Origin of the sequence: Arthrobacter sp. OV608 (assembly GCA_900110595.1) — a bacterium.
Taxonomy (GTDB): domain Bacteria; phylum Actinomycetota; class Actinomycetes; order Actinomycetales; family Micrococcaceae; genus Arthrobacter.
Genome location: FOEZ01000006.1, coordinates 227,394 through 251,127 on the forward strand (window position 1 = coordinate 227,394; position 23,734 = coordinate 251,127).

The window sequence follows — 23,734 nt, forward strand, 5'->3', positions numbered from 1 at the left end:
ACTGACCTTCATCAATGAATAGCCAGGAAGACACCGATCTTCCGCCCGGTTTGGGGACGCCGGTGTACAGCGTGAGCCCATGAATTCAAACCAAAGGACTTGACATGGCTTTGAACAGCGACATCCGTATGGATGCCCAAACCCCCCTTGAGCTGGAGGAGCCCAACGTGGTTCCTGCACCGGAGAACTCTCCTTCCGCGCACGAATCACACGACGCGGAGGACACCGAACAAATCATGCAGGAACTCCGCCAGACCAAGGCCGAACAGGCAGTGGCACAACGGCGGAACCGTAAGCTCACCCTCGACAAGGCCACCTTCGGCATCACCGGTGTCCTCGCCCTGGCCTTTGTGGCTTGGGGCTTCCTGGGCCGGGACAGCCTGGCCGCCACGTCAACAGCCGCCCTCGGGTGGGTGATGGAATACACTGGCTGGCTCTTTATGGTCCTGGCCTCCTTGTTTGTTGTTTTCGTCCTCTGGCTTGCGCTCGGCAAATGGGGCAACATCCCGTTGGGCAAGGACGGCGAAAAGCCCGAGTTCCGGACTGTCTCCTGGATCGCCATGATGTTTGCCGCCGGCATGGGCATCGGCCTGATGTTCTACGGCGTGGCCGAACCGCTGTACCACTACATCTCCCCGCCGCCCGGAACGGTGGACGGCCGCACGCCTGCCGCGATCCAGACAGCTATGGCCACCTCCATCTTCCACTGGACCCTCCATCCCTGGGCCATGTACGCCGTCGTCGGAATCGCCATGGCCTACGGCACCTACCGCCTGGGCCGCCGGCAGCTGATCTCCGCTGCCTTTACCTCACTCTTCGGGCTTCGGGCAGTGGAAGGCCCCGCCGGGAAGTTCATCAACATCCTTGCCATCTTCGCAACGCTCTTCGGCACCGCCGCATCCCTGGGCCTCGGGGCCCTCCAGATCGGCAGCGGCCTGACCTCGAACGGCTGGGTCGGGGAAATCGGCACGCCGGTCCTGGTGGCCATCGTTGCCATCCTGACAGCGTGCTTCGTGGCTTCGGCCGTTTCCGGCATCAGCAAGGGCATCCAGTGGCTGTCCAACATCAACATGGTGCTGGCCGTGGTCCTGGCGCTCATCGTCTTCATTGCCGGGCCTACCTTGTTCATCCTCAACCTCATCCCTGCCGCCGTGGGGGACTACGCCAGGGACCTCGCGGAAATGTCCTCCCGCACCGAAGCAGTGGGGGACGAGGCCCTCCGCAAATGGATGTCCGGCTGGACCATCTTCTACTGGGCCTGGTGGGTTTCCTGGACGCCTTTCGTGGGAATGTTCATCGCCCGCATCAGCAGGGGCCGCACCATCCGGCAGTTCGTCACCGGCGTCCTGCTGGTTCCCAGCATCGTCAGCGTCATCTGGTTCGGCATCTTTGGCGGCACGGCCTTCCACATCCAGCAGGAAGCGGACAAGGCGGGAACGCCGGGCATGGTGACCACAACCAACGGGGTCCCGAGCATCGACTTCGACGGGGCGCTGTTCGACCTGGTGAAGAACATGTCCATGCCCGCCTGGCTGACCGCGGCCGTCATCGTCCTGGCCATGGTGCTGGTGGCCATCTTCTTCATCACCGGAGCCGACTCGGCGTCGATCATCATGGCCTCCCTGAGCTCCAACGGCGCCGCCGATCCCAAGCGCGGCCTCGTCATCTTCTGGGGGCTCCTCACCGGCGCCGTGGCAGCGGTCATGCTGCTGGCCGGCGGCGATGAACCCTCGGAAGCGCTCTCCGGCCTGCAGCGGATCACTATCGTGGCGGCCCTGCCTTTCGTGCTGGTCATGCTGCTGCTGTGCTTCGCCCTGGTCAAGGACCTGCGCCGCGATCCGCTCTCCCTCCGGCGCCGGCTGGCGGACTCCGTAGTGGAGCGCGCCATCCGCAGCGGCGTGGACCAGCACGGCGGCGCCCAGTTCGACCTCGTCACCAAGCATCAGTGTGATCAGCGTTGCCCGGACGACGGCCGCTGCCCGGCTTCCCCCGCTGACACCCAAGCCCAAGCAAAGAATTAGGAGTAGACCATGACCACAGTCCTCGAAGGCCGCCCCACCGGTAACGTGACGGTGGAGGCCGGCGACGTTGCCGGCGTCCGCGGCACCGACACCGTGCAGTACGTACTTACCCTTGCGTGCCCGGAGCGCCCCGGAATTGTCCGGGCCATCACGGCATTCCTTGCTGACCGCGGCTTCGACATTGTTGAACACCAGCAGTTCGATGACCACATCAGCGGCAAGCTCTACCTGCGCACGGCCTTCACTCCGGGAGACAAGGAAGTTTCCGCGGAAGGCCTCAGCACAGAGTTCGCCGCCATCGCCGATGAGTTCGACATGGAATTCTCCATCCACGACGGCCGCCCGCAGCGGCTGCTCGTGATGGTTTCGAAGTTCGGCCACTGCCTCAACGACCTTATTTTCCGCTGGCGCGCCGGCAGCCTGGGTGCGGAGATCGCCGTCGTGGTTTCCAACCACGAGGACCTGCGCCCCATGGCGGAAGCCGCCGGACTGCCGTTCATCCACGTCCCGGTGACGGCCGCTACCAAGCCCGAAGCCGAAGCCCGCCTGCTGGAACTGGTGGCCGAGTACAACGCGGACCTGGTGGTCCTGGCCCGCTACATGCAGGTCCTGTCCAACGACCTGTGCGCCAGCCTCCGCGGCCGGGCCATCAACATCCACCATTCCTTCCTGCCCGGGTTCAAGGGTGCCAAGCCCTACCACCAGGCCTACGACCGCGGTGTGAAGCTCATCGGAGCCACCGCGCACTACGTCACCGCAGACCTGGACGAGGGCCCGATCATCGAGCAGGAAGTGTACCGGGTGGACCATAGCCTGGACCCGAACGCCCTCGTGACAGTGGGCCGGGATGCAGAGTCCCAGGCCCTGTCCCGCGCAGTCAAGTGGCACTGCCAGCACCGGGTCCTGCTCAACAAAACCCGCACTGTCGTCTTCCGCTAACGCCAACGCCCGCCACGCAAAACAGGAGAAACAACACCCATGAGCGCATCACCACGCGTTGTCATTATCGGCGCCGGCATTGTCGGAACCAACCTTGCCGACGAACTCGCCACCCGCGGCTGGACCAACATCACGGTGGTGGAACAGGGCCCGCTGGAACTTGCCGGCGGCTCCACGTCGCACGCGCCGGGCCTGGTGTTCCAGAACAACCAGTCACGCACCATGACCGAATTCGCCACCTACACGGTCAACAAGTTCCTCGCCTTGAGCAAGGACGGGGAGTCCTGCTTCAACCAGGTAGGCGGCCTGGAACTGGCCACCACCCCCGAACGGCTGGCCGATCTCCACCGCAAGATGGGCGTGATGACCTCCTGGGGAGTCGAAAGCCGGATCGTCGACGCTGACGAATGCGAAAAGATCTACCCCCTCCTGAACACCGGCAAGCTCACCGGCGGCCGCGAAGTACTGGGCGGCCTGCTCATCCCGACCGACGGCCTGGCCCTGGCCGCCCGTGCGGTGCAGCTGCTGATCGAGCGCTCCAGCGGGGCCGGCGTGACGTACCAGGGCAACACCACCGTCACCGGGATCGCCCAGGAGGGCGGCAAGGTGACGGGCGTGGAAACGTCCGAGGGTTTGATCCCGGCAGACATCGTGGTGTCCTGTGCAGGCTTCTGGGGCCGTGAGCTCGGCAAGATGGTGGGCCTGGAAGTACCGCTGCTGCCGCTGGCCCACCAGTACGTGGTCAGCACCCCGCTGCCCGAACTTGAGGGCGTCAACGAGCTTCCCAAGGGTGCCACCAAGCCGATCCTGCGCTACCAGGACAAGGACCTGTACTACCGCGAGTGGGGCAACCGCATCGGCATCGGCAGCTACGCCCACCGTCCCATGCCGGTGGACATGTCCGCCCTGCCCAAGGTGTCCGCAGAGGACATGTCGGACCACAAGATGCCCTCCCGCCTGGAGTTCACCCTGGAAGACTTCCTGCCCGCGTGGGAGGACAGCCAGGACCTGCTGCCGGCGCTGCGCAGCTCCGCGATCGAGGACGGCTTCAACGGCATCTTCTCCTTCACCCCCGACGGCGGCCCGCTCATGGGCGAGGCGCCCGAGCTCCAAGGCCTGTTCGTGGCCGAAGCCGTCTGGGTCACGCACTCGGCCGGCGTGGCCAAGGCAATGGCGGAGCTGCTGGTGGAAGGCCGGTCCCGCACGGACCTGCACGGCTGCGAGCTGACCCGCTTCGAAAAGGTGCAGACCTCCGACGCGTACGTCAGCGAGACGTCCCAGCAGAACTTCGTGGAAATCTACGACGTCATGCACCCCCTGCAGCCCAGGGAGTCCCCGCGGGACCTGCGCGTCAGCCCCTTCAACGTGCGGCAGAAGGAGCTGGGGGCGTTCTTCCTGGAGTCCGCCGGCTGGGAGCGGCCGCACTGGTTCGAGGCCAACCGCGGCCTGCTCGAGGAGCTGCCGGAGGACTGGCAGACGCCGGAGCGGGACGATTGGTCCGCCCTGTACTCGTCCCCCATCTCGGCGGCCGAGGCGTGGAAGACGCGTACCGCCGTCGGACTTTTCGACATGACGCCGCTGAAGCGGCTGTCCGTGGTGGGCCCGGGCGCGCAGGCGCTGCTGCACCGGCTCAGCACGGGCAACATTGCCAAGAAGCCGGGTGCCGTGACCTACTGCCTGCTGCTGGAGCACGACGGCGGCATCCGCAGTGACGTGACCGTCGCCCGGCTGGCGGAGGAAGACTTCCAGCTGGGCGTCAACAGCAACGTGGACTTCGATTACCTGCGGGTGGAGGCGCGGAAGCAGTCCGCCGCCGATCCCGCCCAGTGGGTGCATGTTTCCGACATCACCGGCAGCACTTGCTGCATCGGGCTGTGGGGGCCGCTGGCCCGCGAAGTGATCGGCAAGGTCAGCTCCGACGACCTGACCAACGACGGCCTGAAATACTTCCGGACCAAGGAAATCTCCGTGGGCGGCATCCCCGTCACCGCCATGCGGCTGTCCTACGTGGGTGAACTCGGCTGGGAGCTCTACACCACCGCCGAGTACGGCCTGAAGCTCTGGGACCTGCTGTTCGAGGCGGGCCGGGAGCACGGCATCATCGCCGCCGGCCGCGGCGCCTTCAACAGCATGCGCCTCGAGAAGGGCTACCGGCTGTGGGGCACGGACATGACGTCCGAGCACCACCCGTACCAGTCCGGCCTGGGCTTCTCTGTCGCCAAGGACAAGACCGGGTTCGTGGGGGCGGAAGCCCTGGTTGCCCTTCGGGAACAGCCCGCCGCCAAGACGCTGCGCTGCCTGACGGTCGACGACGGCACGTCCATCGTGCTGGGCAAGGAACCGGTGTACGTGAACGGCGAAGCCGCCGGGTACGTCACCAGCGCGGCGTACGGCTACACGGTGCGCAAGCCGATCGCCTACGCCTGGCTTCCCTCCTCTGTGTCCGAAGGCGACGCCGTGGAGATCGAGTACTTCGGGCGCCGTGTGGCGGCCACCGTCACGCCTGAACCCCTCTTCGACCCGGGTATGGAGCGCCTCCGCGGCTAACCGTGGGTCGGTAACAAATCCACCCGGAGAGCGGGGGTCGCCAAACCGGGGCCCCCGCTTTCCCCTTCCCGCCGCCGAATTGTCACACCCCCTTGCGATGATTGATGCATGGGGAAAGCAGCGGTGGTGAAGGCGTTTGAGGAGATCAGGGCCGCCCTTGCCCTGCTCAACGCGGAGGCGTCTGGGTGTGGGTCGGAGCCGTTCGCGGATGCCGATCCGCTGGCCGGTTTAGCGGATGGGTGCCTGGATATCCTGGCCGGGGCGCGGGTGGTGGAGGCCGGGTTCGCCGCTTTGAAGGCCCGCGCTGCCGTGACGTACGCGGACACTGCCCAGGCCATTGCGGGGCCGGCCACACCGGTGCCGGGAATGGAAATGGCTGTCGCCGCGGAAATCGGCGCCCTCCTGGCCGTCGGTCCCCGCGCAGCCGGCGCGTTCCTGGCCGCCTCCCACACCGTGACCAAGGAGTTGCCGCTGGCCTTCTCGGCGTTGCAGGCCGGGACGATCACCTGGCCGCACGCCCTGGTCATGGTGGAGGAAACCGCCGGCCTTGACCCCGCCGGCGCCGCCGCACTCGAGGCACACTTCCTGGACCCCGACCTGCCCAGGCCGGCCACGGCCGCCCCGATCGGTGAGCTGCCCGCGTACCGGTTCCGTGGCAAGGCCAGGAACTGGCGCGAACGCCACCACCCCGAATCCATCGAAAAACGCCACGCCAAGGGTGTGGCCGACCGGCGGGTGGAATACCGGCCGGATCGGGACGGGATGGCGTGGCTGTCCGCCTGCCTGCCCGCGGACCGGGCGATGGCGGGCTGGAACCGGCTCACCGCCCTCGCCCGCGGAATGCAAGGCCCCGACGAGTCCCGCACCCTCACCCAGTTGAAGGCCGACAAGTTCGCCGATGCGATCCTTGGCAGCGGCAACAACGCCGGGTCTGCCGGTGCAGGCAGTGACGACTCCGGTACGGCGGCTGGCCTGTCATCGCGGATCCAGGCGCAGGTGCTGGTCACCGTGCCGGTATTCTCCCTCGAGGGCCTGACCGATGAGCCCGCCATACTGGACGGCTACGGCCCCATCCCGCCGTCAATGGCCCGGCGGCTAGTTGCCGAAGGCGCCGGTTCGTTCTACCGCGTGCTCGTTGATCCGCGGGACGGGGCGCCGCTGGAGATCGGCCGCACCAGCTACCGGCTCACCAAAGCCATGAAAAAAGCCCTGCGACTCCGGGACGGAAGATGTACTTTCCCCGGCTGCAACAACCCCTCCCTGGACAACGAGGCAGACCACCTTCAAGCGTGGAAGGATGGCGGCAACACCGGGATCAGCAACCTGGCCCAACTCTGCCCGAAACACCACCGCCTCAAACACGCCACCGGCTGGACGCCCACCCCGGCCACCAAAACCGGGCCACCCGGCTGGACCTCACCCACCGGCCGCCATTACAAAGCCGAACACCACGACAGGGAACCACCACACTGGCCGTCCCAACTACAGTCCGCCACTGGCGATCCGCCGGACTTTATCTACCTTGGGCTCTCCCCAGGCGAAGAAGCACTCGAGTGGTTCCTGCACGCCCCTCCCGCCTGACTCGTTGCTGGGTTTCGTTCCCCAGCCGCTCCTGCCCTCGCAAGCTCGGCCAAGCCCGGCCGCCGTGGGCCCTGGCTCAGCCAGCGGGTGCCTGTGAACTGCAGGCTCGGCCACCGGGCCAGTCATCATCACCTACCCCTCTGTCTTCCTCCGCAACTTCCTCTTGCCCTCGCTGGCGGCTGGTGCTTGGCTGCTGGCATGGCAGATGACGAGGTTTCCAAGAACATTCCCTCAGATGAGCACCTGCGGCAGGACGTCGCGCCGGAGGCCGGGGCAGACTCCCAAGACACACCGGACAAGGGTTTCACGCCCGGACAGACCAACGCAGGGCAGCAGGTAGCCGGGCTTGCCTCGGCGAGCGGCTACGGCGACGATCTGGATCCCGACGAGCAGCCCGACGGCAACAACCCCGTCTAGCCCGACCCCTGGATAAAGCCGCCCACCCCGGTGATAGAACAGCGACGGCGACGTCCGGCACTTGCCGGACGTCGCCGTCGTACTTCTGGCTTGTGGGAAAACCCTCGAGGCCAGTTGCAGTAGTGGCCGTTGCTCTTCTAGCCTGCGGCGGCGGGCTCCAGCTCTTCGGCAGCCACCTCGGCGGCGCTTTCCGCGACGTGCGGCGTGAAGCGGACGAACATGGCTTTGAAGCCGGGGGTGTTGGACTCGCGGGCCACGTTTTCTTTGTGGACCAGGGCGTTGGCTTCGGGGAAGTAGGCGGCGGCGCAGCCCTTTGCGGTGGGGTAGGCCACGAGCCGGAACTTGTCCGCTGTCCGGTCGTGCCCGCGGAAGGTGCTCACCACATCCACGAGGTCGCGGTCCTCGAAACCGAGCTCGACGAGGTCTTCGGGGTGGATGAGGATCACGCGCCGGCCGCCGGAGATGCCGCGGTACCGGTCATCCAGCCCGTAGTAGGTGGTGTTGTACTGGTCGTGGCTGCGGATGGTCTGCAGGACCAGGTGCCCGTCGGGCGGGGTGAGGTATTCCAGCGGGCTGACCGTAAAACGGCCGCGGCCAATGTCGGTTTTGAAGGACCGGGTGTCGCGCGGCGGGTTGGGCAGCACGAACCCGTTTTTGGTCCGGACGCGGGCGTTGAAGTCCTCGAAGCCGGGCAGGACGCGTTCGATGTGGTCGCGGATTACGTCGTAGTCCTCGGCCATGGCTTTCCAGTCCACCGGGTGGTCCGGGCCGAAGGTCGCCTCGGCCATGCGGGCCACGATGACGGGTTCGGCGAGCAGGTGCTCGGAGACCGGCGTGAGCCGGCCCTGGGTGGAGTGGACCACGGACATGGAGTCCTCCACGGAGAGGAACTGGGCGCCCTTGGGGTGCTTGTCGTCCTTGTCCGTCCGGCCCAGCGTGGGCAGGATCAGCGAGGTGCGGCCATGGACGATGTGCGAGCGGTTCGGCTTGGTGGAGATGTGCACGGTCAGTCCGATCCGCTGCATCCCGGCTTCCAGGGTCTCGGTGTCCGAGCAGGCCAGCGAGAAGTTCCCGCCCATCGATACGAACACGTCCACCTCGTCGCGTTCGAACGCTTCCATGGCCTCGACAGCGTCGTAGCCGTGATGCCGGGGGGAGGTGATCCCGAACTCGGAATCGAGGGCTTCGAGGAGCCATTCCTTGGGTTTTTCCCAGATACCCATAGTCCGGTCGCCCTGGACGTTGGAGTGCCCGCGGACCGGGCAGGCACCGGCGCCGGGCTTGCCGAAGTTGCCCTGCAGGAGCAGGACGTTGACCATTTCCTTGATGGTGTCCACCGAGTGCGGCTGCTGCGTCACGCCCAGGGCCCAGCAGAAGATGGACGCCTTGGACTTGATGAGCATCCCGGCCACTGTTTCGATCTGTGCGCGGGTCAGGCCGGTGGCCTTTTCGGTCTCGGCCCAGTCCAGCGTGGCGCGGGCCTGGCGGTAGGCGTCGAACCCGTCCGTCTGGGCGGCGATGAAGGAATGGTCGACGACGGTCCCAGGGTTTTGTTCTTCAGCCTCCAGGAGCAGGTGGCCCAGCGCCTGGAACAGGGCCAGGTCCCCGCCCACCTTGATCTGCAGGTATTCATCCGCGAGGGGTGTGCCGCCGCCGACGACGCCGGAGACGGTCTGCGGGTCCTTGAAGTTGAACAGCCCGGCCTCGGGCAGCGGGTTGACCGCCACCACCTTGCCGCCCTTGTCCTTGCATTCCTTCAGCGCGGACAGCATGCGCGGGTGGTTGGTGCCGGGGTTCTGGCCCACCACAAAGATCAGCTCGGCGTCGTGGATGTCCTCGAGCGAGACGGTGCCCTTGCCGATGCCGATGGTCGGGTTCAGCGCCGAGCCGGAGGACTCGTGGCACATGTTGGAGCAGTCCGGCAGGTTGTTCGTGCCCAGGGCCCGGGCGTACAGCTGGTACATAAAGGCTGTCTCGTTCGCGGTCCGGCCGGAGGTGTAGAAAACGCACCGGTCAGGGGTGGAAGCCCGGACGTGCTCCCCGATCAGTTCAAACGCGTCAGCCCAGGAGATCGGCGAGTAGTGTGTTTCACCTTCCCGGATCACCACCGGTTCGCTGAGCCGGCCCTGGTTGCCCAGCCAGTATTCGGTCTTGGTGGACAGTTCGGCGATGGAATGCTTGGCCCAGAACTCGGCGCCGACCGTCCGGAGGGTGTTTTCCTCGGCCACGGCCTTGGCGCCGTTCTCGCAGAACTCGGCCGCCTTGCGCTTCTTGTCCGACTCAGGCCAGGCGCATCCGGGGCAGTCAAAGCCGCCGCGCTGGTTCAACCGGAGCAACGACTGCGCAGTCCGGGTCACACCGGCCTGCGCCACGGCGCGTTCCAGCGCCACCATCACGGCTTTAACACCGGCCGCCTCGGTCTTGGGCTTGTGGACTTCGAGGTCGTCCTCATTGATGTCCGCGACGGGGGCGGGCTGCTTACCGAACTTCATCGTTCCAACTTCCTTACCGGCATACGTAGTTCTGGCACCAGCAAAGGCGCACCAAGGTTCCTGGTGCGCCTTTGCTGGACACTTCTGGTACTTCGATGGCTATAGGGCGACCTTCGCCAGGGTTTCCTGCTCCGCGGCGATGGTGGTGTTGTCGCCGTGTCCGGTGCGGACCACCGTGTCGCCGGGCAGCGTCAGCAACCGTTCCCGGATCGAGGTGAGGATGGTGGGGTAGTCGCTGTAGGACCGCCCGGTGGCACCCGGGCCGCCGTTGAAGAGCGTGTCCCCGGTGAAGACCGTTCCTTCGCTTTCCAGGCGGAAGCACGTGGAACCGGGGGAGTGCCCCGGGGTGTGGATGGCCTTGAGGGTCGCCCCAGCCACCTCAAAGACGTCGCCGTCGTGCAGTTCCTGGTCCGGCCCGGTGTCCGGGTAGACCTGTTCCCAGAGGACCAGGTCCTCCGGGTTGAGGTAGATGGGTGCGCCGACGGCGTCAGCCACCTCGCGTGCGGCGCCGATGTGGTCATTGTGCGCGTGGGTCAGCAGGATGGCTTTGACCTTCCGGCCACCAACCTGGTTGAGGATGGCGGAGGCGTCGTGCGGGGAATCGATAATGACGCATTCCTCGTCGTTGCCCACGATCCAGACGTTGTTGTCCACGTCCCAGGTGCCGCCGTCGAGCGAAAAAGTGCCAGAGGTGACCAGGTTCTCGATCCGGACGGTCATCAGGAAACCGCCCCCGCGGCAGGCAGTTCAACAACGGAGCGCAGGACCTTGCCCTCGTGCATCTTCTCGAAGGCTTCCTCCACCTGGTCGATGCTGATGCGCTCGGAGACAAAAGCGTCCAGGTCCAGGTTGCCCTGCTTGTAGTGGCTCACCAGCATGGGGAAGTCGCGGGAGGGCAGGCAGTCGCCGTACCAGGAGGATTTCAGCGAGCCACCCCGGCCGAAGACGTCCAGCAGGGGCAGTTCCAGCTGCATGTCCGGGGTGGGAACGCCCACCAGGACCACGCGGCCGGCGAGGTCGCGGGCGTAGAAGGCCTGCTTGTACGTTTCAGGGCGGCCGACGGCGTCAATCACCACATCAGCTCCGTTGCCTCCCGTGAGGGCACGGATGGCCTCGATGGGGTCTTCCTTGCTGGAGTCGATGCCGTGCGTGGCGCCCAGCGCCTTGGCCATTTCGACCTTGTTGGCGTCGATGTCCACAGCGATGATGGTGGTGGCGCCGGCCAGCTTGGCGCCGGCAATTGCGGCGATGCCCACACCGCCGCAGCCGATCACGGCCACGGACTCGCCGCGCTTGACCTCGCCGGTATTGATGGCGGCGCCGATGCCGGCCATTACACCGCAGCCCAGCAGGCCCACGGCGGCGGCATCAACGTCGGGGTCCACTTTGGTGCACTGCCCGGCGGCGACCAGGGTCTTCTCGGCGAAGGCGCCGATACCCAGGGCGGGGGAGAGTTCGGTGCCGTCCTCAAGGGTCATCTTCTGGGTGGCGTTGGCTGTGTTGAAGCAGTACTGCGGCTGGCCCTTGGCGCACGCCCGGCATTCGCCGCACACCGCACGCCAGTTCAGGATGACGCGGTCGCCCGGGGCGATGGAGGTAACCCCGTCACCCACCGCGCTGACAACACCGGTTGCTTCATGGCCCAGCAGGAAGGGGAATTCATCGTTGATCCCGCCCTGCTTGTAATGCAGGTCCGTGTGGCAGACGCCGCAGGTGAGGATGTCCACCAGTGCCTCGCCTGGTCCGGGATCCGGCACCAGGATGGTCTCAACTGACACGGGGGCGTTCTTTTCCTTGGCAATGACTGCCTTGACCTTGTGAACCATGGTTCCTGTGTTCCTTTCGTTGGCCGAACGACGATCCCGACCCGACAAACAATTCTAGGAGCCGCGGCTCCTTCCGGCGGCTACCCGAAGGGGTAGGTAACCGGCCCCAAAGGGATGGTCGATCCCGTTCGCTCCACCTGCGTTGTGAATCCTGAATTGCGTAATGAACAACACGATTCACATTATGCGTACTCGAAATATGTCAGTCGGCCTGCGGGGTGTCAATAGAACGGCCCGTCACTGCGGCTCGTCGAGCGCGCTCAGTGGCGTCGCGCGTCCTCTTTGATGCAACAGAGCTGCTACTGAAGCAACTTCCGTTCATCGTCTCACGCTTCAACCGTTCTGGTCGACGCCTCCTTCGCCTAGGCAACTCCGCCTCGACGCCCAGCTCTCCAGCCTATTGACTGTGGCGGCCATCACGCCTAATCTGATGCAACAGCGTTGCGCTGAATGCAACCACAACAACTTTGGTGGATACATGAGTAACGAAACTTCCTCCGTGGCCCGGAACCAGGGTCTGCACGCGGAGCCCGGTGGCTCGAATTCCGCTGACAGTGCCGTCAGCAAGGAAACGCGCCGCCGGGTGATCGCGGCCAGCTTCATTGGAAACTTTGTTGAATGGTTCGACTACGCGGTCTACGGCTACCTGGCCGTCACCATCGCTGCAGTCTTTTTCCCACAAACGGATCCCCAGGCCGGGCTCCTCCTGACCTTTGCCCTGTTTGCGATCTCATTCCTGGTACGCCCCCTCGGCGGTTTTGTATGGGGGCATATCGGAGACCGGGTGGGCAGGCGAACCGCCCTCTCGCTGTCCATCCTGATCATGTCCGGGGCCACGTTCTGCATTGCCCTGATCCCCGGATACAACATGATCGGGCTGTGGGCTCCGGTCCTGCTCCTGGTCATCAGGGTGGTCCAGGGCTTCTCCGCCTCGGGAGAATACGCCGGAGCATCAGCGTTCCTGGTGGAATACGCCCCCGCCAACCGGCGCGGTTTGTATGCCGCCGTCGTGCCCGCCAGCACGGCCGCCGGGCTGCTCCTGGGGTCATTGCTCGCCGGCCTGCTGACAACACTGCTCAGCTCCGAAGCGATGCACAGCTGGGGCTGGCGCCTGCCCTTCCTCCTGGCTGCCCCGATGGGGCTCATCGGCCGGTACATCCGTACCAAGCTCGAAGACACCCCGGTCTTCCGCGAACTGGCCAAGGAGGACGAGGCCGTCAAGGCACCGGTTTCCAGTCTCTTCCGGAACCACTGGCGGCAGCTGCTCCAGGCCGTCGGGGCAGTGCTGCTCAACGCCGTCGGCTTCTACGTCATCCTCAGCTACATGCCCACGTACCTGTCCTCCGAGCTTGGCCTGGGCGCTACCGAATCATTCCTGGCCACTACGGTGGCGCTTGTCACCTACATCGGCTTCATCTTCCTCACGGGAATGCTCTCGGACCGGTATGGCCGCAAGAAGGTACTGATTGCCGCATCGGTCAGCTTCATCCTGCTGACAGTGCCGGCTTTCGCCCTGCTGGGAACGGGAAACTTCCTGGTGGTGGTCCTGGTCCAGATCCTGCTGGGCGCCATGCTCACCCTCAATGACGGCACGCTCCCCAGCTTCCTGGCCGAGATGTTCCCCACCCGCGTCCGCTACAGCGGCTTCGCCGTCAGCTTCAACCTCTCCAATGCCCTGTTCGGCGGCACCGCCCCGTTTATGGCCACCCTCCTGATCGCCGCCACGGCCAACGACCTCGCGCCGGCCTGGTACCTGGTCGCCGCCGCCCTGGTGTCCCTCGTGGCCGTGGCCCTGTCCAGGGAAACCTGCAGGGAGCCCCTGCGCCACGAATAGCTTCCCTTCCAGACCAACCTCACCTCAAGAAATGCATCAACAGAAAGGCATCATTGCGATGACCATCACCACCGAGAACGCAACGTCCGTCGCCCAACTGGAGCGCCTGAAGGTCCTCAAGAACGGCGAAAAGGTCAGCCTCACCTTCTCCGACACCGAGTTCGAGCGCCGCCTCGCCGGCCTCCGCAGCATCATGGCCGAGAAGGACCTCGACGCCGTCGTCCTCACCAGCTACCACTCCATCAAGTACTACTCCGACTTCCTCTTCACCTACTTTGGCCGCTCGTACGCCATGGTGGTCACCAAGGACGACACCGTCACCGTCACCGCCAATATCGACGCCGGCATGCCGTGGCGCCGCAGCTACGGCGACAACATCGTCTACACCGACTGGCGCCGCGACAATTACATCTTCGCCATCCAGGAGGTGCTGCGCACCCGCGGCGTCAGCGTCCGCAGGCTCGGGGTCGAAGACGACTCCCTGCCGCTGGACAACCGCAACAAGATCCAGGCGGCATTCCCGTCCGCGGCCCTGGTGGACGTGGCCCAGGCAGCGATGCGCCAGCGCATGATCAAGTCGGCCGAGGAAATCGAAGTCATCAAGCACGGTGCCCGCATCGGGGACCTTGGCGGCGAGGCGATCCGCAACGCCATCACAGCAGGAATCACCGAATACGAGGTGGCCCTGATCGGCACCGAGGCCATGGTCCATGAGATTGCCAGGACCTTCCCCAACTCCGAAATCCGCGACACCTGGGTGTGGTTCCAGTCCGGCATCAACACCGACGGCGCCCACAACTGGGCCACCACCCGCAAGATCCAGGAACACGACATCCTGTCCCTGAACTGCTTCCCCATGACCTCGGGCTACTACACCGCCCTTGAGCGCACCCTGTTCTACGGCGAGCCGGACGCCCGCTCACTGGAGCTGTGGAACATCAACGTGGAGGTGCACAAGCGCGGCCTGGAGCTCATCAAGCCCGGCGCCGTCTGCAAGGACATCGCCGCCGAGCTGAACGAGATCTACGTCGGCCATGGCCTGCTGGCCAACCGCACCTTCGGCTACGGGCACTCCTTCGGCGTCCTCAGCCACTACTACGGCCGGGAAGCCGGGCTGGAGCTCCGCGAGGACATCGACACTGTGCTGGAACCGGGCATGGTGGTTTCCATGGAACCGATGATCACGGTCCTGGACGGCCAGCCCGGCGCCGGCGGCTACCGCGAGCACGACATCCTGGTGGTGGGCGAAGACGGTGCGGAAAACATCACCAAGTTCCCGTTCGGCCCCGAATACAACATCATCGGAGCCTAAAAGCGGCAGCACCCATATCCGAGGCGGCGCCGGGACCATACCGGCGCCGCTTTCGGCCTTCATTAGGGAATGATGGTCTACATCATGAGCGCAACAGAACCCGAAACCACTGGCAACGGCGACACCAAGGGCGCTTCCGTCATCGTCAACGCCATCGCCGTCCTCCGGACATTTACCGCGGACGAGCCGCTCCTCGGAGTCACCGAGATCGCCAACCGCGTAGGCCTGCACAAGAGCACGGTCTCCCGGATCCTGGCCACCTTTGAGCAGGAGCACCTGGTGGAGAGGGACGCCGAGACGCGCCGGTTCCGGCTGGGACTGGGACTGATTGCCGTGGCAGGGCCCCTGCTGGCCGAACTTGAGGAGCGCCGTGTGGCCTACCCCGTGCTCCGTGAGCTGTCTGAACAAACCGGGGAAACCAGCGCCCTGATGGTGTGGAGCGGCGATGAATCCATCTGCGTGGAACAGATCGCCAGCCGCCACCAGATCAAGCACACCACGCCGCTTGGCGCCCGTTACAGTGATGCCTTCAGCGCCTCAGTACAGGTCTTCCTGGCCCAGGAATCCGAACCCCGTGTCCGTTCCCTCCTCAGCAGCGGCGCCATCACCTACCCCGGCCTGGACGAAGCCAGCCTGGACGCGTACCTCGTCCGGTTGAAGGACGACGCGCGGCGCGGCTGGGCCATCAACTACGGCGAAACCTCCATCGACGAAGTGGGACTTGCTGCCCCCGTCTTCGACCACCGCGGCGAGATGGTGGCCGCGGTCCTGATCCCGGCTCCGCGGTTCCGGGTGTCGCAGGACCGCCTCCAGGCGCTCGGGGAATCCTGTGCCGCCGCGGCAGCGAAGGTTACGGCCCGGCTGGGTGGTACCGGCCGGAAGCAAGGAGTTCCTACGGAGGTCTGAGGTCCTGCGGTTTGTTCCACCAAAAGGCTTGAAGCTTCAAGTAATGAGGCGTAAGGTTAGTTGAAGATTCAACCACCTCCGCTAGGAACTGACATGACCGCAACCTTTGAACAGCACGTCCCCGGCTTCGCCGATGCCGCCACTGTGTGGACCCAGGAAGCAGCGGGAAGGAAGGTAACTGTCGAAGCCAGGTCTCCGTGCCGCTTCGGTTCGACGACGGATTCACAGTCCCGGCCGACGTTATGACCTTCCACGGGCTGGCCGATGGCAAAGAGCACCTGCTCCTCGCGCTGGGCGAATGGGAACAGGCATTGCTGCAGCAGGGGCCCGGGCGCCCGGCGCCCCTGGTCCGGCTCCACAGTGAATGCCTCACCGGAGACGTCTTCGGCAGTGAACGCTGCGACTGCGGGGCCCAGCTTCGCGAAGGTGTCGAAGCAGTTGCGGCCACCGGCGGCTTCCTTCTCTACCTCCGGCAGGAAGGCCGCGGAATCGGTCTTTACGCAAAGCTGGATGCCTACGCACTCCAGGACACGGGTCTGGATACCTACGAAGCCAACGTTGCCCTGGGGCACGGCGAGGACGAACGGGACTACACCGCTGCCGCCCAGATGCTCACCACCCTGGGTGTGGACTCCATCCGGCTGTTGAGCAACAACCCGGACAAGGCGGCGCAACTCAGCAGCCACGGCATCAGCGTCGCCGAGCAGGTTCCCACCGGCGTGCACCTCTCCGAAGCCAACCACCGCTACCTGGCAGCCAAGCGGGACCACACCGGCCACACGCTGAACCTGCCCGCCTGAACCCGGCCATTTTCCGAACAGGACCGCACATGACAATTTTTCTTGACGACACCGCGATTGCGCCGCTGGACCTTGACGCCGGCTTCCATGCTTTGAGCAAGGCGCACGGGTATATCCCCACCCATGATGAACTGCTCGCCCGCGTCGATGCCCTTATTCCCCGGCTGCGGGAGCGCGCCGAGGAAACGGAACGCCTCCGGCGAATCCCCGAGAGCACCATGGCTGAGCTGCAGGAGGCGGGCGTCTTCAAGATCCTCGCTCCAAAAGGGGTGGGCGGATACGGCATGGGCGTGGACGCCTACGTCGAGGTGGTGCGAAGGCTGGCGCAAGGCTGCCCTTCCACTGCCTGGAACGTCGGACACCTGATCGAGCATGTCTGGATGCTCGCACGCTGGCCCAAGGCGGCCCAGGATGAAGTCTTCGCGGAGGGTCCCGCCCCTCTGGCCGCCGCTACCGGAGCGCCGCTTGGTATTGCCGAGAAGGTGCCTGGCGGGTTCCGCATCACCGGCCGCTGGAGCTTCGCCTCGGGAGTGCTGCACTCACAGTGGGCACTTCTGGCGGTTGAACACGACGGGCCCGGGCACAACAAAGTCAGGCTGCAGTGCCTCGTTCCCATTGATGATGTGGAGGTGGTGGACACCTGGCACACCGCCGGCCTTCGAGGAACCGGGAGCAATGACATCCATGCCGAGGGGCTGTTTGTCCCCGCCCACAGAACCATGGAATGGTCACTGCTGGCCGCTGCGGACAACCCCGGCAGCCGGATCCATCCGGATCCAATGATCCATACGCCCATGGCCACACTCCTGAACATCGTGGCGCCGTCCGCTGCCCTGGGCGCCGCGGAATATGCCCTGGAACTGTTGCGGGGACAGATGCTCAAGCGCAAGGTCAAGAACACTGTGGAGAACCGCCAAGGTGATTCGCCGCTCGCGCAGGCCCGGTTTGCCCAGGCTTACGGACTGGTCACCACCGCGCGGCTGCACTGGGCGGAAGCGGCGAGTTTGGCAGCAGCGTCCCACCGGCGGCAGTCGGGGCAGGTATCGGGCGCGGGCATGACCGAGGAGGAAAGGGCGCAATACCGGCTGTCCTTTGCCCTCAGCGGCGAGGCGTCCGCGCAGGCTGTCACCATGATCATGGCGGGCTCCGGTGGCAGCGCCCACCGGCTTGCACACCCCCTTCAACGGATCCAGCGCGACGTCAGCGTCCTGCTCAACCATCCGACCCTGGCCACCGATCCGATCCTTGAGCAGGCAGGCCGCGGCCTCCTGGGCCTGGGCCTCACCGTCGCAAGCTTCTAGCAGGGGACGGCCACGTAGACTTGCCAGATGCGGTTGGTAGCGAGCGATATTGACGGAACGATCCTTGGACACGATGGAAAAATCAGTGACCGCACCGTCCGCGCCTTCCACGCCTGCCGCGACGCCGGCGTCGAACTCGTCTTTGTCACCGGGCGGCCGCCGCGCTGGCTGCACCCCCTGCAGGACCAGCTCGGACACACCGGCACCGTCATTTGCTCCAACGGCGCCGTGGTCTGGGACCTCGAAACGGAAAAGCTGGTGTCCGCCCGCACGCTGCCCATCGGGACCGTGCTGGAGGTCCGCCGGATCATCAAGGAGCTCCGCCCTGCCGCCTTGTTCGCCGCCGAAACCCTGACCGGCTTCCACCTCGAACCCGGCTTCATCGAGAACGAATCCAGCGAGCTGCTCAGCGAGTTCACCCCCGCGCCGCTCGCCGAAACCCTCGCCGCGGATGACTCGGTGGTCAAGTTCCTGGCGATCGTCCGGGAGGGCACCCCTGACGACTTCCTCGCCGAGGTGCGGCCCGCCGTCGGCCACCTGGCGGCCGTCACGCACTCCTCGCCGGGGGTTGCAATGCTGGAGCTGTGCCTTCCCGGTATCAACAAAGCGGTGACGCTGGCGGAATACGCGGCCTCGCTGGGCATTGACGCCGCTGACGTTGTGGCCTTTGGGGACATGCCCAACGATATCGAAATGCTCCGCTGGGCCGGCCACGGCTACGCGATGGCCAGCGGACACCCGGAGGCCATCCTCGCAGCGGGGCAGCAGGCGCCGCATTTTGACGACGACGGCGTGGCCCAGGTCCTCGAGGCCCGGTTGGCTTCGCTGGGTGTCCAGCTTCCCTAAGCCCTTTTCACAGCCTGCGCTCACCTGGCGTTCACCTTTGCTCCCTACGGTGGAAGCAGGGGGCAACACCTCCCCTTACGGCTCAAGGGGTAACGATGGCACGAACTGTAAAACACGGCGCTGCTGATGCGCCGCTGCGCAAGGCAACGCCCGCTCCGCACTGGAAACAGCTCCGGCAGGGCGACCGCGTCCGCGTGGTCTTCACGCCCGGTAATGAAACGGGCGGGCTGGTGGACGCGATCACCGGCGACCATACCGCGGTATGGGTGAACCTCGACGGCGGCCGCGGGCGTACATTGCTGCACTGCAGCGACGGTGTGGAGATACTCCCGGACGAAGACTAGGGGCTGCTTGGCGGCAGCGCCCTGCGGGCGCTCCCGCTCCGGTACGCTCACAACGTGAGTCTGCCATTCTTCACCCACTCCGGCGCCGGGGCCCAACCGCCAGTCGCCATGGCCCACCGCGGTTTTTCACGCGAAGGGCTGGAGAACTCGATGGCCGCGTTCCGCGCCGCCGTCGAACTCGGCTACCAGTACCTGGAAACGGATGTCCACACCACAGCGGACGGGGTGGTGCTCGTTTTCCATGACGAGACTCTGGACCGGGTGACCGACGGCGCAGGCCGCGTCGCCAGCCTGACAGCTGCCGACGTGGCCTTGGCGAAGATCGGAGGCCGTGAGCCCGTCCCCACCTTTGATGACCTGGTCACCGGGCTTCCCGGCGCGCGCCTCAACGTGGACGTCAAGGACTGGAACTCCGTCCGGAGCCTTGCCGCCGCCATCGAACGCCACCAGGCGCACCATCGGGTGCTGGTGACCAGCTTTTCGGACCGGCGGCGGCGGGCCGTGCTCAAGCTGCTGAGCCGGCCTGTGGCGTCGTCAGCCGGCGTTGTTCCGGTGGCCCTGTTTGTTGTGTTGGGGCGGCTGCTGCCGGGACCTGTTTTCCGCTGGGCCATGCGCCGGATCCTGCATGATGTCCACGCCCTCCAGGTGCCTGCGCGCAGGGGCGGGATCGAGGTGGTCACCCGCGGGTTTGTCCGGCGTGCGCACTCCCTGGGGCTGGTGGTCCATGTCTGGACCATCAACGATCCCGTTGAGATGCGCCGCCTGCTGGAGTTGGGCGTCGACGGGCTCGTCACCGACCGCGCGGACCTGCTCCGGGACGTGCTGCGCGAACGCGGTGAGTGGCCCGACGGGCAGCAGGAGTCCTGACCGGGCGGGTTATTCCCTGTTGGCCTATTCCTTCAGGTCCCGGCCTGTGCTGGTGGACGGGTCCTGGTCACCTTCGGTCGGATCGGCCCTCAGCTCGTCGGGGTTGCTGTCCGGCAATCCTCCGGAAACCCCCGGAACGCCCTGAGTTGAGCCTCCGCCTCCCGACTCCGTCCCGCCGGCGGGAGCGGATGCACTGCCTGCCAGCCCGCCGTCGTCGTTCGCCCGATCATTGTTGGTGTCGTCAACGTCCCCGCCCAAGGGCGATTCCGAGACCGGCCCTGGCGCTGGTCCGGCCTTCAGCCCGGGTGCCTTCTGCTTCTCCGCTTCCATGGCGTTGGACCCTTCGCTGAGGGAGGAGTGGACCTCCACGTCGCTGTTGGGATCCGCGGGGTCAGGAACATCCCGTTTCTCGGCGGGATCGCTCGTTCCGGCGAGATCCTCCATGGCGTTTTCTGCTGCCTTGCCGATGCTGTCGCCGATACCCATGTGACTGCTCCTTCCGACATCGCGCTCCGGCGCCCCCAGTGGACTTTCCGGAGCATTACCCTTCCAGAATTATCAGCATGCTTACAATTAGTCCAGAGCTGAGGCAATGGGCCGCGGCCGGGCAGGAAGGATCCATACTGTGAGCAGTTACCATCCGGAAAACGACCCCGCCAATCCTGACCAGCCGGGCAAACGTCACCCGGACGCCGGTCTGCAGGGCGCCGGTCCACAGGGAGGCAAGGACTCTGCAGGCTCACCGAATCCGGACCCGGCGGAGGGCAACGTCACGGGGCTGGAGCCCGGCGGGGGAGTGCCTCCGGGCGAGACGCCGCCAGCCGAGGACCAGATGAGCGGCGACCAGGGCCACGACGAGTAAGCAGGCCGGCCCATGCCGGGCCGGCCTGAGTCAGTGCAGCTCGTTATCAGTGCACGTCGTTTGTCAGTGCATCTCTTTGGGCGGCGAAACGTGCCCGGACTGTTCCGGGCCCACAAGCTGGCTCTTCAGGCCGTCCATGTCCAGGCGGGTGTTCCAGCTCGCCCAGTCCTGCGGCCGCACCGACGGCCGGCCCAGGAGGTAGCCCTGGCCGGCGCTGATGCCCAGCTCCGTCAGGACCTTGAGCTCGCCGACTGTCTCGATGCCCTCCGCTATCAGAGTGGTGCCGATCTGCTCAGCGAAGTCCACCAGGCAGCCGGCAAGGGCGCGCTGGATGCCGTCGTTGTCCACATCGCCAATGACGTTCCGGCCAACCTTCAGGAAGTCCGGCCGCAGGTGCACCATCCGGCTCAGCGCACCGGCCCCCGGATGGGTGTCATCAACCGCGATGCGCAGGCCCTGGTCGCGCAGCGGGTTGATGGCGGCGATGAACTGCGGGTACTCCTCGTCACTGACGGATTCGGTCAGTTCGAGCACCACACGGCTGATGGGCAGGTCGATGTGCTCGAACAATTCCGGCAGCCGCGGATCCAGGCAGGACGTGGGTGAAATGTTCAGCGAGACGTAAAGGTTTTGCGGGAGATCCCGGGCTGCGGCAGCGGCTGACCCGAGCGCGGAAAACTCCAGGTTTGCGCCCAAGCCTACGGCTGCTGCCTCGGCGAACCACAGTTCCGCGGCCGCGCCGTCGTCGCTGACAAAGCGCGACAACGCCTCGACACCCACTACTGTTTCGTCGGCCAGCCCATAAATGGGCTGGAACGCCGTCATCAGCATTTGGCTTTCAAGCAATGCGCTGATGCGGGACATACTGCGGATTGCATCAATCCGTTCCGCAAGCTGTGGCGGAATAGCGCTGGGTTCCAAGCGCATTTTCCGGACACTGTCCAGCGTTTCAACGGTGTTGGCGTCGCTGCGGCGGGTTTCCAGGAGATACTCCAGCAAGGCCCTTTCGGGCACGCCAGGATTCTCATCGAGGCTCTTGCTGAGGCGTTGCCGGACAGCGGCCCCGGACGGATCCGGATCCCCCAAAACAGCGGCGATGATTCCCCACGCCTGTACTCGAACCGACATTAGCTACGCCCCCAGTTGACGAAGTAATGACCCAATGGCCCTTTGATGTTCAATTGATAACCGCTTCTAAAGTCCAATGATGCTGGCAAGCCGCAAAATCACGGTGACGAAAATTAGACCCAGCACGATGATCGTATATCGGGGCGGACAAAAGCGCAGTACATTTCGCCTTACTGGTTAGCGCTTTCCGGCTGCGCCGCCAACAGATCGGGAACCTGGTCCGGCGGAACCGGCCTGCTGAAGTAATAGCCCTGGGCGCTGAGGCAGCCCAGGCCGCGGAGGATCTCCGCCTGTTCCGCGGTTTCGACCCCTTCCCAGACCGCCTCCAGGCCGCAGGCCCGGATGAGTTGCAGGACAGCCGCCACAAGTGCCGGCTGGCCTGGATCGGTGCCAAGGCCGTCGATCAGCGAGCGGTCCACCTTGACCCGGTCCACCGGCAAGCGGCGCAGATAGCTGATGGACGAATAGCCTGTTCCGAAGTCATCGATTTCGATCCCGACGCCGAGGCCGCGCAGCCCACCCAGCGAGTAACGGTCCAGTTCATTGCCCTTGACGATGGCCACCTCGGTCAGTTCCAGGACCACCTGTTCGGGCCGGACGCCGGTTTCCTTCAGGACGTTCCGCACATCCTCAATGAACTGGAGGCTTTGCAGGTCCGTGGCGGAGATGTTGATCCGCACGGAGAAGCGCTGGTCCACGAACTGTCCGGCGATCCATTCCCGCAGCTGGCGCACCGAGGCCCGCAGCACCCACAGCCCCAGTTCGGAGATCAGCCCGGCCTCCTCGGCCAACGGAATGAATTCGTCGGGCATTATGAGCCCGCGGGTGGGGTGGTTCCAGCGGACCAGCGCCTCCACGCCTTCGATCCGGCCGGAGCCCAGCTCCACTACCGGCTGGTAGTGCAGGGTCAATCCGTCGGTCCTGATAGCGGTGCGGAGGTCCTCCACCAGTTGGCTGCGGAGCCTACGTACCAGCAGCAGGCCGGGTTCGAACCGGTGGAGCCTGTTCTGCCCCTCAGCCTTGGAGGCGTACATGGCGACGTCGGCCTCCATCAGCATGTCCTCGGGCGTCTGGCCGGCGCCGCCAACGCTCAGTCCGATGCTGGCCCCGCAGCGCACGCTCCTCCCCGGCAGCTCGATCGGGTCATTCAGCGACGCCAGGATGCGGTGCCCCACGATGGCGGCCTGGTCGGCGGAGACCGCCGGCATCACGATTGCGAACTCGTCTCCGCCCAGCCGGGCGACGACGTCCGTGTCCCGCACCGCCGCGCGGACCCGTTCGCCCACCGTGACCAGTACCTGGTCGCCGGCGGTGTGGCCGAGGCTGTCGTTGATGGACTTAAAGGCGTCCAGGTCCATCAGCAGGATCACGGGCCCCTCATCCGCGCTGTCCTCGATGGCGGCCCTCAAGGCGTCGATGAGCGCAGAGCGGTTGGCCAGGCCGGTCAGGGGGTCCTGCATGGCCATTTTCTGCATTTCCAGGTGGGCTTCGTGCAGGAGTTGGGTGCGTACCTGCACCCGCTGTTCGAGTTCTTCGTAGATGATCTGAAGATCCTCGGCCAGGAGGTTGGTGCCCATAATGATGGCATCAAGTTCGTCGCGGGCTTCAGAAACGTTGATCCGTGAATTAAGGTCTCCCGATGCCAGCCGCACAATGCCTTCGAGCAGTTGCGAAAGCCGGGGGTCGTTGTCGGCAAACATCGGTTCCTCCT

20 protein-coding genes are annotated in these 23,734 nt (G+C 65.5%); 14 read left to right on the plus strand and 6 right to left on the minus strand.

Going from position 1 to position 23,734, the window contains the following annotated elements; all coding sequences use genetic code 11:
• Window positions 1-104: 104 nt before the first annotated feature.
• The 5 genes from BMX78_RS10655 (at window position 105) to BMX78_RS10675 (ending at window position 7,505) form a co-directional block, all read left to right on the plus strand.
• On the plus strand, window positions 105-2,021 hold the full coding sequence (locus tag BMX78_RS10655; RefSeq protein WP_091419253.1) for a BCCT family transporter: 1,917 nt from the start codon (window positions 105-107) through the stop codon (window positions 2,019-2,021).
• A 9-nt stretch (window positions 2,022-2,030) separates the two neighbouring features.
• Window positions 2,031-2,960 (plus strand): formyltetrahydrofolate deformylase, encoded by a 930-nt coding sequence (purU, locus tag BMX78_RS10660; RefSeq protein WP_091419254.1) that lies wholly within the window; start codon window positions 2,031-2,033, stop codon window positions 2,958-2,960.
• 39 nt (window positions 2,961-2,999) lie between these two features.
• Window positions 3,000-5,507, plus strand: a complete 2,508-nt coding sequence (locus tag BMX78_RS10665) for a GcvT family protein (protein ID WP_091419256.1) — start codon at window positions 3,000-3,002, stop codon at window positions 5,505-5,507.
• A 108-nt stretch (window positions 5,508-5,615) separates the two neighbouring features.
• Window positions 5,616-7,088: an HNH endonuclease signature motif containing protein gene (locus BMX78_RS10670; protein ID WP_091419258.1), complete on the plus strand. Its 1,473-nt coding sequence runs from the start codon at window positions 5,616-5,618 to the stop codon at window positions 7,086-7,088.
• Window positions 7,089-7,286: 198 nt separating this feature from the next.
• A complete protein-coding gene (locus BMX78_RS10675; protein WP_091419260.1) occupies window positions 7,287-7,505 on the plus strand; it encodes a hypothetical protein in 219 nt (72 codons plus the stop codon).
• 137 nt (window positions 7,506-7,642) lie between these two features.
• Here BMX78_RS10675 and BMX78_RS10680 read toward each other — a convergent pair whose 3' ends face one another.
• From BMX78_RS10680 to BMX78_RS10690, 3 genes are all read right to left on the minus strand, one after another.
• Window positions 7,643-9,997, minus strand: a complete 2,355-nt coding sequence (locus BMX78_RS10680; protein ID WP_091419261.1) for an FdhF/YdeP family oxidoreductase — start codon at window positions 9,995-9,997, stop codon at window positions 7,643-7,645.
• 99 nt (window positions 9,998-10,096) lie between these two features.
• Window positions 10,097-10,717: an MBL fold metallo-hydrolase gene (locus tag BMX78_RS10685; protein ID WP_091419263.1), complete on the minus strand. Its 621-nt coding sequence runs from the start codon at window positions 10,715-10,717 to the stop codon at window positions 10,097-10,099.
• Complete coding sequence (locus BMX78_RS10690; protein WP_091419264.1) at window positions 10,717-11,823, minus strand: S-(hydroxymethyl)mycothiol dehydrogenase; 1,107 nt, start codon at window positions 11,821-11,823, stop codon at window positions 10,717-10,719. Before BMX78_RS10690 ends, BMX78_RS10685 begins: the two co-directional genes overlap by 1 nt.
• A 478-nt stretch (window positions 11,824-12,301) precedes the next feature.
• Here BMX78_RS10690 and BMX78_RS10695 point away from each other — a divergent pair, with 478 nt between their 5' ends.
• The 8 genes from BMX78_RS10695 to BMX78_RS10730 all read left to right on the plus strand — a co-directional run bounded on the left by BMX78_RS10695 (window position 12,302) and on the right by BMX78_RS10730 (window position 20,033).
• Entirely contained in the window at window positions 12,302-13,657 is a 1,356-nt protein-coding gene (locus BMX78_RS10695) for an MFS transporter (RefSeq protein ID WP_091419266.1), read from the plus strand.
• A gap of 58 nt (window positions 13,658-13,715) precedes the next feature.
• Complete coding sequence (locus BMX78_RS10700) at window positions 13,716-14,969, plus strand: aminopeptidase P family protein (protein WP_091419267.1); 1,254 nt, start codon at window positions 13,716-13,718, stop codon at window positions 14,967-14,969.
• Window positions 14,970-15,053: 84 nt separating this feature from the next.
• The gene (locus tag BMX78_RS10705; RefSeq protein WP_091419319.1) at window positions 15,054-15,875 is read left to right on the plus strand and encodes an IclR family transcriptional regulator; all 822 of its coding nucleotides are present in this window, start codon (window positions 15,054-15,056) and stop codon (window positions 15,873-15,875) included.
• 197 nt (window positions 15,876-16,072) lie between these two features.
• Complete coding sequence (locus tag BMX78_RS10710) at window positions 16,073-16,675, plus strand: GTP cyclohydrolase II (protein WP_211482566.1); 603 nt, start codon at window positions 16,073-16,075, stop codon at window positions 16,673-16,675.
• A 29-nt stretch (window positions 16,676-16,704) separates the two neighbouring features.
• The gene (locus BMX78_RS10715; RefSeq protein ID WP_091419269.1) at window positions 16,705-17,976 is read left to right on the plus strand and encodes an acyl-CoA dehydrogenase family protein; all 1,272 of its coding nucleotides are present in this window, start codon (window positions 16,705-16,707) and stop codon (window positions 17,974-17,976) included.
• A 27-nt stretch (window positions 17,977-18,003) separates the two neighbouring features.
• On the plus strand, window positions 18,004-18,822 hold the full coding sequence (locus tag BMX78_RS10720) for an HAD family hydrolase (RefSeq protein WP_091419270.1): 819 nt from the start codon (window positions 18,004-18,006) through the stop codon (window positions 18,820-18,822).
• A gap of 95 nt (window positions 18,823-18,917) precedes the next feature.
• Entirely contained in the window at window positions 18,918-19,166 is a 249-nt protein-coding gene (locus BMX78_RS10725; RefSeq protein WP_091419272.1) for a hypothetical protein, read from the plus strand.
• Between the two features lie 54 nt (window positions 19,167-19,220).
• A complete protein-coding gene (locus BMX78_RS10730) occupies window positions 19,221-20,033 on the plus strand; it encodes a glycerophosphodiester phosphodiesterase family protein (protein ID WP_286138901.1) in 813 nt (270 codons plus the stop codon).
• Between the two features lie 24 nt (window positions 20,034-20,057).
• Here the strand turns inward: BMX78_RS10730 and BMX78_RS10735 are convergent, their stop codons facing one another.
• Window positions 20,058-20,519: a hypothetical protein gene (locus BMX78_RS10735; RefSeq protein WP_091419275.1), complete on the minus strand. Its 462-nt coding sequence runs from the start codon at window positions 20,517-20,519 to the stop codon at window positions 20,058-20,060.
• 139 nt (window positions 20,520-20,658) lie between these two features.
• On the opposite strand from BMX78_RS10735, the gene BMX78_RS10740 reads away from it, so the two are divergent.
• Complete coding sequence (locus BMX78_RS10740) at window positions 20,659-20,895, plus strand: DUF6480 family protein (RefSeq protein WP_091419276.1); 237 nt, start codon at window positions 20,659-20,661, stop codon at window positions 20,893-20,895.
• 63 nt (window positions 20,896-20,958) lie between these two features.
• Here the strand turns inward: BMX78_RS10740 and BMX78_RS10745 are convergent, their stop codons facing one another.
• A complete protein-coding gene (locus BMX78_RS10745; RefSeq protein ID WP_091419278.1) occupies window positions 20,959-22,023 on the minus strand; it encodes an EAL domain-containing protein in 1,065 nt (354 codons plus the stop codon).
• 170 nt (window positions 22,024-22,193) lie between these two features.
• A complete protein-coding gene (locus BMX78_RS10750) occupies window positions 22,194-23,723 on the minus strand; it encodes a putative bifunctional diguanylate cyclase/phosphodiesterase (protein ID WP_091419280.1) in 1,530 nt (509 codons plus the stop codon).
• Window positions 23,724-23,734: the final 11 nt, after the last annotated feature.